The sequence below is a fragment of the Streptomyces sp. PKU-EA00015 genome (assembly GCF_013387495.1).
In the GTDB taxonomy this organism is placed as follows: domain Bacteria; phylum Actinomycetota; class Actinomycetes; order Streptomycetales; family Streptomycetaceae; genus Streptomyces.
On the sequence record NZ_JABZEE010000082.1, the window covers coordinates 1 to 11,538 of the forward strand.

Sequence of the window (11,538 nt, forward strand, 5' to 3'; positions counted from 1 at the left end):
TACGGACTCGTCGTCCCGGTCGTGTGGATCTGCCGGTACGGGCTGGTCCTGCCCGCCGTGTGGCTCTACCGGAACATGCTCACCCCGCTCGGGCACGGCATCGTCCGGCTCCTCGTCCACCTGGTCGTGGCACCGGCGGTCTGGGTGTACCGCTACGTCCTCGCGCCGATCGGCAGGGAGACCGTCGCGGCCCTCCGGCTCGCGTGGCAGTTCGCCGGGTACGTGTCGCGAGCCGTCGGCCGGGGGCTCAAGTGGCTCGCGTGGAACCTCGCGGGCCGTCCGGCGCGCTGGTTCTACCGCGGTGTGTGCACGCCCGTCGGGCACTTCGTGCGCGACGCCGTCTTGCGTCCGCTCGCACGGGCCGCCGTCGAGGCCGGACGGACCGTGCGCGCCGCGATCGCCTCGGCGCGTCTGACCCTGCGCCGGGCCCGCCGCGACGCATGGCGCGCCCTGGGCGGCGGCACGATGTACACGGAGCCCGCGACTCCCATGACGGGCACGGCGCGCCGGGCGCGTAACCTGGGTGATACGCAACAACCACAGACCGTTCCCGGCGTGGCGGCCGCGACCGAGGTCTCCCTGCGCAAGCAGGGGTGAGCCGGCCGGCCCCGAGGGAACCCCCGCACGTCCGAGGGCGGCGCGCCACCCGCGCCCGCTCCGCACCGAGGAGAAGAACCACTGGGCAAGCGACAGCCCGAAGGCCCGCCGCCCGCACCTGCGGTGCAGCGCATCCGACTGCGCTACACCAAGCGCGGCCGCCTCCGGTTCACCAGCCACCGTGACTTCCAGCGCGCCTTCGAGCGTGCGCTGCGGCGCGCCGAGGTGCCCATGGCGTACTCGGCGGGCTTCACCCCGCACCCGAAGGTGTCGTACGCCAATGCCGCACCCACCGGCACGGGCAGCGAGGCCGAGTACCTGGAGATCGCCCTCACCGAGCACCGCGACCCCGACAAGCTGCGCGAGCTGCTCGACGAGTCGCTGCCGGACGGACTCGACATCACCGACGCCGTCGAGGCCCGCACCTCGGGCCTGGCCGACCGGCTCACCGCGTCCGTGTGGGAGATGCGGCTGGACGGCGTCGAGCCGCAGACCGCCGAGAATGCCGTGACCTCGTTCCTCGCCGCCGAGACGGTCGACGTTCAGCGGAAGACGAAGAACGGCATGCGGACCTTCGACGCGCGGGGTGCCGTCGCCGATCTGCAGGCGGGTCGTCCCCAGCCTGATAGGCCGGGGGAGGGGCCCTGTGCGATACTGCGGCTGGTTGTTCGGCACGTGACACCTGCCGTGCGACCCGACGACGTCCTGTCCGGTCTCCGAGCTGTGGCCGACCTGGCGCCGCCGGTCCCCGCAGCGGTGACCAGGCTGGCGCAGGGGCTCTTCGACGAGGAGTCCGGCACGGTGACCGACCCGCTCGCGCCCGACCGCGAGGCAGCCCCGGCCGCTCCACCCACGGCCGCCGGGACAGCCCCTGCGACGGCGCCGGAAGGTCCCGCCGCGTAAGGACGGTCGTCGTAGCGCGGCTCTGGACACTCGGGAGCCACCTGAGCCGGGCCGCGCATTGACACAGAAGACTTTCGCCAGGCCGTACGTACATCGCGTAGGGAACCGGCGAGCCAGACATCAGCTCCCGTGCGGCGCCCGCGCCCCGGACGGCGGCACCGCGCACATCACGCGGGCCGCGGCCGGACCGGACCAGGCGTGGCGCCCGGGAGCGCGACGGGAGAAACGCCCGCATGCTCGAGCCGATCGGATCCGGCACCGCCGGAGACAACAACCAAGAACACCACACCCCCAGCGACACGCTGCCGCCGCGCCGCAGGCGCGCCGCGTCGCGTCCCGCCGGGCCGCCGAGCGCGGCGGACACCGCCGCCCTGAGCGAGGCCGCTGCGCCGGAAGCCGCCGAAACGGCGGAGAGCCCCGAGGCCGCTGCCCCGCAGGCCGCCGCCGCCCCGACCGCCGAGGCCGCAGAGGCGGCCGCACCGCGCACCAGGCGCCGCGCCACGCGCAAGGCGACCGCTCCGGCGGGCGCGCCCGAGGCCGCGGAGCCGGCCGCGGACGAGTCCGAGGAGGCGCCCGCGCCGCGTACGCGCCGCCGCGCCACCCGTAAGGCCACCGCGCCTGCTGCCGCCCCCGTGCAGGCGGAGGCCGTTCCGGCCGAGGCCGAGGAGACCGCCGAGGCCGCCGCGACCCTTGAGGCCGAGGAGGCCGAGGAGACCGCCGAGCCGGTCGTCACCGCCGAGGATGCCGCTCCCCGCCGTACGCGGCGCCGGGCGTCCGCCCCGGCCGGTGCGCCCAAGGCCGCCGAAGCGCAGGAGGACCAGCCCACGCAGGCGGAGGCCGCGCAGGCCGTCGTGCCTGCTGTGGCGGGCGTCTCCGCCGTGGTGGGCGAGAGCGCCGAGGCCGAGGCCCCCGCGCCGCGTACCCGCCGCCGTGCGACGCGTAAGGCGACGGCTGCTGCCGGTGCGCCGCAGGTCGCGGAGACCGAGTCGGCGCAGGCTCCGCAGGCCGCGGACGTCGACACGGAGGCGGAGGCCCCCGCGCCGCGTACCCGCCGCCGTGCGACGCGTAAGGCGACGGCTGCTGCCGGTGCGCCGCAGGTCGCGGAGACCGAGTCGGCGCAGGCTCCGCAGGCCGCGGACGTCGACACGGAGGCGGAGGCCCCCGCGCCGCGTACCCGCCGCCGTGCGACGCGCAAGGCGACGGCTCCGGCCGGCGCCCCGGAAACCGCCGAGGCCGCCGACACCGCTGCCGCCGTTCCGCCGGCGGAGGCCGCCGAGCCCGAGGCCGCTGAGCCCGAGGCCGCCGAGGTGGCCGCGCCGCGCCGCCGCCGTCGTGCGTCCGCCCCGGCGGGCGCCCCGAAGGCGATGGCCGCCGAAGAGGTCCGGACCGAGACGGAGGAGCCCGCCCCGCGTACGCGCCGCGCCGCCCGCAAGGCCACCGCGCCCGCCGGTGCCCCGGCCGCCGCCGAGGCCGACGAGCAGGCCGTCGAGGCGGGCGAGAGCCTGCCCGAGAGCGCCGTCGAGCAGATCGCCGCCGCCGAGGCGCAGGTCGCCGCCGCCGAGAAGGCCGCCAGCCGTGGTCGCACGCGCCGGCGTGCCGTGTCGCCCGAGTTCACCACCCCGCAGCCGCGGGCCGCCGCACCGGCCGAGGAGGCCGAGGCGCCCGCGCGCGGCCGCCGTGCGCGACCCGCCGTGCCCACCTTCCAGGCCCCGGTCTTCGCCGAGCCGATGTTCCAGACCCCGGAGACCGCCGCGGCCGCCGCTGCCGCTGCCGCGAGCGCCCCGGAGCCGGAGGAGGAAGAGGAGTTCGCCGAGGCGGTCACCGAGACCGCTGCCCCGGAGCCGCCTGCGGGCCGCCGTCGCCGCCGTCGTCGCGGCGAGCCCGCCGAGCCCGTCGAGACCCCCGCCGCCGAGGCCGTTCCGGCCGAGGAGGAGGCCGAGCCCGAGCAGGCGGAGGCCGCGCAGGGCGAGGAGGCCGACGAGTACGAGGACCGGCCGTCGCGCCGTCGCCGCCGCGGGGGCCGTCGCCGCCGCCGTGGTGAGGCAGCCGACGCGGACGAGTCCGCGGAGGAGGAGGCCGAGGAGGCCGAGGCCGCCGCCGAGGAAGCGGAGGAGGAGGCCGAGGACGAGGACGAGGACGAGGCCGGCACGCCGTCCGCGGCCGGGACCAGCAGCAGCCGCCGTCGCCGTCGCCGTCGCCGTCGCAGCGGTGACGCGGCCGGTGAGCCCGAGGCCGCCGACGAGGACGGCGTCCGTACGGTCGTCAAGGTCCGTGAGCCCCGCAAGAAGGAAGAGCCGAGCGACGAGGTCCAGTCCATCAAGGGCTCGACCCGTCTGGAGGCGAAGAAGCAGCGCCGCCGCGAAGGCCGCGAGCAGGGCCGCCGCCGGGTGCCGATCATCACCGAGGCGGAGTTCCTGGCGCGCCGCGAGGCCGTCGAGCGGGTGATGGTCGTCCGCCAGAGCGGCGAGCGCACCCAGATCGGCGTACTCGAGGACAACGTGCTCGTCGAGCACTACGTCAACAAGGAGCAGGCCACCAGCTACGTCGGCAACGTCTACCTGGGCAAGGTGCAGAACGTCCTGCCGTCCATGGAGGCCGCCTTCGTCGACATCGGCAAGGGCCGCAACGCCGTCCTGTACGCGGGCGAGGTGAACTTCGAGGCGCTGGGCATGTCGGGCGGCCCGCGCCGTATCGAGGCCGCCCTCAAGTCCGGCCAGTCGGTGCTGGTCCAGGTGACCAAGGACCCGATCGGTCACAAGGGCGCCCGCCTGACCAGCCAGGTCTCGCTGCCCGGCCGCTACCTGGTCTACGTGCCCGAGGGCTCGATGACCGGTATCAGCCGCAAGCTGCCCGACACCGAGCGCGCCCGGCTGAAGACGATCCTCAAGAAGATCGTTCCCGAGGACGCGGGCGTCATCGTGCGCACCGCCGCCGAGGGGGCGAGCGAGGACGAGCTGCGCCGTGACGTCGAGCGTCTGCAGGCGCAGTGGGAGGAGATCCAGAAGAAGGCGAAGAGCGGCAACGCCCCGACGCTGCTCTACGGCGAGCCGGACATGACCGTCCGGGTCGTCCGCGACATCTTCAACGAGGACTTCTCGAAGGTCATCGTCAGCGGTGACGAGGCGTGGGAAACCATCCACGGCTACGTGTCGCACGTGGCGCCCGACCTGGTCGACCGCCTGCAGCGGTGGACCAGCGAGGTCGACGTCTTCGCGGTCAACCGGATCGACGAGCAGCTGATGAAGGCCCTGGACCGCAAGGTCTGGCTGCCGAGCGGCGGCTCGCTGGTGATCGACAAGACCGAGGCCATGGTCGTCGTCGACGTCAACACCGGCAAGTTCACGGGTCAGGGCGGCAACCTCGAGGAGACCGTCACCAGGAACAACCTGGAGGCGGCCGAGGAGATCGTGCGCCAGCTGCGGCTGCGCGACCTGGGCGGCATCGTCGTCGTCGACTTCATCGACATGGTGCTGGAGTCCAACCGGGACCTGGTCATGCGCCGGCTCCTGGAGTGTCTGGGCCGTGACCGCACCAAGCACCAGGTGGCCGAGGTGACGTCGCTGGGTCTGGTGCAGATGACCCGCAAGCGGGTCGGCCAGGGGCTGCTTGAGTCGTTCTCGGAGACCTGTGTCCACTGCAACGGGCGCGGGGTGATCGTGCACATGGAGCAGCCGTCCGCCGCCGGTGGCGGTGGTGGCAAGCGCTCCAAGAAGCGCGGCCGCGGTGGCGCTGCCGCGGAGCACGAGCACGTCGAGCCGCAGGCCGTGGCGGAGCCGGAGATCGAGACGGAGGCGGAGGTCGCCGCCGAGGCGGCCGCCCCGGTCGCGCTCGAGGAGCCGGCCTTCGCGCCCGACGAGGAGCTGTACAGCAGCGTCGCGGAGGCCGAGGCCGCCGCGTCACGCGGCCGTGGCCGCCGCCGGGCGACCCGCAAGGTGACGGCTCCGGCGGGTGCGCCGAAGGCCGCGGAGCCGGCGGTGGTTGCGGTGCCCGAGCCGACGCCCGAGCGCGCGGTCACGCCCGAGCCGGAGCCGGAGGCTCCCGCCGAGCCGGCCCCCACGGGCCGTACGCGCCGCCGCGTCACGCGTCAGGTGTCGGCCCCGGCCGGCTCCCCGGCTCCGGCCGAGGTGACGGTGGCCCCGGCGGTGAAGCCGGAGCCCGAGCCGGAGGCCCCGGCCGTGGTCGCCGAGGAGGCGCCGGTCGCGGCTCCGCCGCGTGCCCGCCGCCGGGTGACCCGCAAGGTCACCGCCCCGGCCGGTTCGCCGTCGGGCGCCGAGGAGGCCGCGATCGTCGTGGTCGCCGCGGAGCCCAAGGCCGCCGAGCCGGAGGCGGAGGAGCCGGAGGCCGCACCGGCGGCCAAGAAGGCGGCCCGCAAGACGGCGAAGAAGGCCACGGCGAAGAAGGCCGCGACCAAGAAGACGGCCGCGAAGAAGACGACGGCCAAGAAGGCCACGGCGAAGAAGGCCACGAAGAAGACGGTGGCGGCTGAACAGACGCCGCCGTCGGTCTCCGCGACCACGTCCGAGGACTAGGCACCTCCCGACGCGGCCTGCTCCGGTTCGACCGGGGCGGGCCGCGTCGGCGTTTGCGGGGAGCAGGCCGCGTGATCTGCGCTCGGGGAGGCCGCGCGCATGCGCCGGTGCCATGCGGGTGCCTGACCCTGGTGGCACACGCTCTGCGTACGCCATGAGGGACGCGGGCGCGAGGGCCGAGGCGGCGCCCCGCCGCCCACCGCGACCGCGCGCATGCGCCGGTGCCATGAGGTGCTCGCCGCCGGCCGCGTACGCCCTCTGCGCACGTCCCTGTGCACGCCACGATGACCGCGGGCGCGCGGGCGCCGCGTCACGTACGCGGAGGGGCCCGTGGCACCGGTTTCCCGGTGGCACGGGCCCCTCCGCGTACGACGGGCGCGCCGTCGTCAGGTCAGCGCTTGCCGGACGTCAGCGCCTTGAGGCGCTTCAGCACCGCCTTCACGATCGCCACCCGGCCCACACGCAGCACCAGCTTGTTCCGCTTCTTCGCCACGGCCGCGAAGCGCGGGACGCCGCGGCTGATCCAGCGCGTGTTGGTGAGGGCCGACTGCGGCCCCACCGGCTTGGACCAGCCCTTGCCGTGCTGAGACGGCAGCCACAGCGACACCGTCCAGGAGCCGGTGGCGAGTCCCTCCAAGGAGACGCTGGCCGTGAAGGCGCTGTCACCCGTCGGGGTGACCGGCACCGTCACGGACCTGCCGCCGTCGCCCTCCAGCCGTACGCCCAGCGCGCCCGCCGGCATCCCGGCGAGCTTCCAGCTGCCGCTGACCTCCAGCTGCGAGGGGATCCTGGTCGACCAGCGGGTGCCCTCGATGCGGAGCTTGTCCGCGACCTTGTGCTTGTTCTCGCCCACGTCGAGCGTCAGGTTGCTGTACGGCTGCGTGTAGTACAGCGCGGCCGCGAAGTTCTCCTCGCCGTCGGCGACGACGTACGTCTGCGGCGTGGTGGCCACCTCTGGCAGGCGCTTGTGGCCGAAACGGATCTCCTTGACGACGTCCTCGACCCGGACGGCGACGAAGACGTCCCACAGGCCCTTGGGGAGGCGCCCGCCGTCGACCGCCTTCGTCAGGTCGACCTCGGCGGCGAAGCCGGCCTCCGGGTAGCGGTACTTCCCGGCGTCCTCCTTGCCGGCGCCGAGTTCCGGCGTGGCCACGACTGTCGTCGGGAAGCGGTGCTCGGCCTTGGTGTCGCGCTCACGCAGCACCAGCTCCGTGCTGGTGGGCACGTCCTGCGGGACGCGCCGCAGGTAGGCGTGACCGGTCATCCTCAGCACGCCGTCCTCGATGCCGACCGAGTCCAGCCGGTGGCGGTCCTGGAGCGCCGCCGTGACGTCGTAGATCTCGTCCGGGATGCCGCGCTCGGCGTCGCGGAAGAACGGCAGCAGGGTGTAGGCGCGGTCGCCCTCGACGAGGATCCCGGGCTGCTCGCCGCTCGAGCGGTGCCGCCGGTCGACCTTCTCCAGCTCGATGGACTCCTGGAGCATCCCGCGCTGGATGAGCTCGCCCCGCAGCCGCGTGATCGCGTTCACCCTGGCCTTGAGCGAGTCCGGGTAGGACCGCTCCAGCAGGGCGCGCAGCTGCTCGTAGTTCTTCCGCTGCAGCTCCGGGTCCGACTCCCTGGCCAGGTGGATCAGGGCGTGGAACATGTCGATCGACAGGTGCCGGTTCATCAGGCCGTCGCGGTCGGGCCCGGCCGGGACGTGCTTCTCGACCAGGTCGACCATCAGCTCCAGCACCTTGATGCGGCTGTCGGCGCCGCGCGTGGAGGTGGTGATGTTGCCGCCGTCGTCGCGCTTGACGATGTACAGGCAGTCGTAGTCGGCGACGACCGAGATGCCGTCGGCCTTGAGGTAGAGCATGCCCGTGAAGAGCTGATCTTCACAGGTCTTGTACCCGAGGGGGAAGCGCAGCTTGTGCTTCTCGATCAGCTCGCGCCGGATGAGCTTCAGCGGGTTGAGCGCCCAGTAGACGCGGGAGTTGAAGACGTCCGTGCGGGGCTGGTTGCGTACGAACATCGAGGCCGGCGCGCCCCGCCCGTTGACGCCCTTCATCTTGCCGAGCACCACGTCGGTCTTGTTCTTCTCGGCCATCGCGAGCATGCGCTCGAGGGCCTCCTCGCCGAGGTAGTCGTCGGCGTCCAGGAAGAACACGAACCTGCCCCGCGCGTGGTCCAGGCCCTTGTTGCGGGGGGCCGAGGGGCCGCCGGAGTTCTCCTGGTGGAACACCTGGAACAGGCCGGGGTACTCCTCGGCGAAGCGTTCCAGTTCCTTGCCGGTACCGTCGGTGGAGCCGTCGTTGACAGTGATGATCTCCAGGCGGTCGCGCCCGATCGACTGCTCGACCACGGAGGTCAGGGTCTTCGTGAGGTACGGCATGGCGTTGTAGGCGCCGATGATCACCGAGATGTCAGGCGTGGTGGTCAAAGCTCGTCGTCCGTTCCGCGTGCAGCCCGAGCGCTGGTCGCTGCTCAGCCGCAGCCCCCCCGGTCGACTCGATGGCCGTTATTGAGGTGTTCAGAGGAAAGTCGGCACCAATCCTACAAACGCTTACCCGCATGTGGAGGCACTGTGACCGTCACGTTTGGGTGACAAGTGGGCGCCAGGGGGTTTGAACGGGGCCGGTTTGACCCGCCGCAGGCAGGTCCGTAACCTTGTCCTTCGGCGTGTTTCCCTATGCGTCCACCCCTGAGCACCTTCCTCCCGCTCCGCCGGGAGAGGCCGCTCGTCCATTCCGGATCGTCTCGGGCCCCGCGCCCGTGTGAGCGGCTGGCATCAGGGGTTCCGTTCCGAGCGAGAGAGAGATCCGCGTGTACGCCATCGTGCGCAGCGGTGGTCGCCAGCACAAGGTTGCTGTCGGCGACATCGTTGAGGTTGACAAGATTTCCACCGCCAAGGTTGGCGACACGGTCGAGCTCTCGACCCTGCTCGTTGTCGACGGCGACGCCGTGACCAGCGACCCGTGGGTGCTGGCCGGTATCAAGGTCACGGCCGAGGTCGTGGACCACCACAAGGGCGCGAAGATCGACATCCTTCGCTACAAGAACAAGACCGGCTACCGCCGTCGCCAGGGTCACCGTCAGCAGTACACGGCGATCAAGGTCACCGGCATCCCCACGGCTGCGAAGTAAGGGACTGAGGAGAGATGGCACACAAGAAGGGCGCATCGTCCACCCGGAACGGTCGCGACTCCAACGCTCAGCGGCTCGGCGTGAAGCGCTTCGGCGGTCAGGTCGTCAACGCCGGTGAGATCCTGGTCCGCCAGCGTGGCACCCACTTCCACCCCGGTGCGGGCGTCGGTCGTGGTGGCGACGACACCCTGTTCGCGCTGCTGCCGGGCGCCGTGGAGTTCGGTACCCACCGTGGGCGCAAGGTTGTGAACATCGTTCCGGTCGCCTGATCGGATCTTTCGCGAGGGGCGGACCTCACTTCCCGGACCGGGAAGCGGGTCCGCCTTTCGTGTGTTGAGAGACAGACATTCCGTACGTACGTCACCGGCGTCACTGTCGTCGGCGGCACCCCGTCATCACTGGAGGCACTTCCATGACCACCTTCGTGGACCGCGTCGAGCTGCACGTCGCCGCGGGTAACGGAGGCCACGGCTGCGCCTCCGTGCACCGGGAGAAGTTCAAGCCGCTCGGCGGGCCCGACGGCGGCAACGGCGGCCGCGGCGGCGACGTCATCCTGGTCGTCGACCAGTCCGTGACCACGCTGCTCGACTACCACCACAGCCCGCACCGCAAGGCCACCAACGGCAAGCCCGGCGAGGGCGGCAACCGCTCCGGCAAGGACGGCCAGGACCTGGTCCTGCCCGTGCCCGACGGCACCGTCGTCCTCGACAAGAAGGGCAACGTGCTCGCCGACCTGGTCGGCCAGGGCACCACGTACATCGCCGCCGAGGGCGGCCGCGGCGGCCTCGGCAACGCGGCGCTGGCCTCGGCGCGCCGCAAGGCCCCCGGCTTCGCGCTGCTCGGCGAGCCCGGCCGCTCGGGCGATGTGGTCCTTGAGCTGAAGACCGTCGCCGACGTCGCGCTCGTGGGGTATCCGAGCGCGGGCAAGTCCTCGCTGATCTCGGTGCTCAGCGCGGCCAAGCCGAAGATCGCGGACTACCCCTTCACCACGCTCGTCCCGAACCTGGGTGTCGTGACCGCCGGCTCGACCGTGTACACGATCGCCGACGTCCCCGGCCTGATCCCGGGCGCTAGCCAGGGCCGCGGCCTCGGGCTGGAGTTCCTGCGTCACGTCGAGCGCTGCTCGGTGCTGGTGCACGTGCTGGACACCGCGACGCTGGAGTCCGACCGCGACCCGGCCACCGACCTCGACGTCATCGAGGAGGAACTGCGGCAGTACGGCGGCCTGGAGGACCGGCCGCGCATCGTCGTCCTCAACAAGGTCGACATCCCCGACGGCCAGGACCTGGCCGACATGATCCGCCCGGACCTGGAGGAGCGCGGCTACCGCGTCTTCGAGGTGTCGGCGGTGGCGCACAAGGGCCTCAAGGAGCTGTCGTACGCGCTGGCCGAGATCGTGGCCGCGGCGCGGGCCGCCAAGCCGGTGGAGGAGGCGACCCGGATCGTCATCCGTCCGAAGGCGGTCGACGACGCGGGCTTCACGGTCACGCAGGAGGAGGACGGCCTGTTCCGCGTGCGCGGCGAGAAGCCGGAGCGCTGGGTGCGCCAGACCGACTTCAACAACGACGAGGCCGTGGGCTACCTGGCCGACCGCCTGGGCCGCCTGGGCGTCGAGGAAGAGCTGATGAAGGCCGGCGCCCGCGCGGGCGACGGTGTGGCGATCGGCCCCGAGGACGACGCGGTCGTCTTCGACTGGGAGCCGACGATGATGGCGGGCGCGGAGATGCTCGGCCGCCGCGGTGAGGACCACCGCTTCGAGGCCCCGCGCCCGGCGGCGCAGCGCCGCCGCGACCGCGAGGCGGAGCGCGACGAGGCGCTGAAGGAGTTCGAGGGCTTCGACCCGTTCTAGGAACGGGGCAGCCGTCGTTCCCGGCCCGGTCAGGCGCGCCTGACCGGGCCGGACTGCGTCCGGGCTCCGCGGGGCCGGACCGGGTGCTCCCGGGCGCGGTGCCCGGCCGGGCCGGCGGTACGAAGCGGGCCCCGGCGCGGCCGGCCGGTGCTCCGCGCAGGCCCTTCGGGCCCCGGCCCGGCGCCCGGGCCCGAATCCGGCGCGGCGACCGGGAGGGTGGGTGCCCGGCTGCCGCGCGGGAGGCGGTCGAGGCCGCCACCCGCCGCCGGTGCAGCCGCGTGCCTGCAGCCGCCCCGCCCCAGAACCGAAAACCCGAAACCCGAAGCCCGAAAACCCGACCGCCGGGTCCTGCCCCCGCGGCGACGCGACCCGTCGTCACGGCCCGAGCGCAGCCCGCCCGGCCGGCCCCCAGGGGCTCGCGCAGCCGACGGGGCGGCGTGCCCCTGGGCGCCCGAGGGGCCGTCGGCGGGCGATCTTGTGCGCGGCCGCTCCGTTTCACGGAAAGGCACAACCTCTCACCCGCCTTGTCCGTCT

Annotated in this window: 6 protein-coding genes and 1 pseudogene; 6 read left to right on the forward strand and 1 reads right to left on the reverse strand. The window is 73.3% G+C overall.

The features are described 5' to 3' along the window. The 3 genes and pseudogenes from HW130_RS33145 to HW130_RS33155 form a co-directional block, all read left to right on the forward strand. Positions 1–597, forward strand: a pseudogene (locus HW130_RS33145) (hypothetical protein); the annotation flags it as partial. Positions 598–720: 123 nt separating this feature from the next. Next, positions 721–1,500 (forward strand): TIGR03936 family radical SAM-associated protein, encoded by a 780-nt coding sequence (locus tag HW130_RS33150; protein ID WP_177153486.1) that lies wholly within the window; start codon positions 721–723, stop codon positions 1,498–1,500. Positions 1,501–1,733: 233 nt separating this feature from the next. Next, positions 1,734–6,029, forward strand: coding sequence for an Rne/Rng family ribonuclease (locus HW130_RS33155; protein ID WP_177153487.1), 4,296 nt, complete (start codon positions 1,734–1,736; stop codon positions 6,027–6,029). A 391-nt stretch (positions 6,030–6,420) separates the two neighbouring features. On the opposite strand, the gene HW130_RS33160 is transcribed toward HW130_RS33155, so the two are convergent. Further along, a complete protein-coding gene (locus HW130_RS33160) occupies positions 6,421–8,451 on the reverse strand; it encodes a glycosyltransferase (protein WP_256356495.1) in 2,031 nt (676 codons plus the stop codon). A 383-nt stretch (positions 8,452–8,834) separates the two neighbouring features. Between HW130_RS33160 and rplU the strand changes: the two genes are divergently transcribed. From rplU to obgE, 3 genes are all read left to right on the forward strand, one after another. Then, the gene (gene rplU, locus HW130_RS33165) at positions 8,835–9,155 is read left to right on the forward strand and encodes a 50S ribosomal protein L21 (RefSeq protein WP_114036861.1); all 321 of its coding nucleotides are present in this window, start codon (positions 8,835–8,837) and stop codon (positions 9,153–9,155) included. Positions 9,156–9,169: 14 nt separating this feature from the next. Beyond that, positions 9,170–9,424: a 50S ribosomal protein L27 gene (gene rpmA, locus HW130_RS33170; RefSeq protein ID WP_030779398.1), complete on the forward strand. Its 255-nt coding sequence runs from the start codon at positions 9,170–9,172 to the stop codon at positions 9,422–9,424. Positions 9,425–9,567: 143 nt separating this feature from the next. Then, positions 9,568–11,004 (forward strand): GTPase ObgE, encoded by a 1,437-nt coding sequence (gene obgE / locus HW130_RS33175; protein ID WP_177153488.1) that lies wholly within the window; start codon positions 9,568–9,570, stop codon positions 11,002–11,004. Positions 11,005–11,538: the final 534 nt, after the last annotated feature.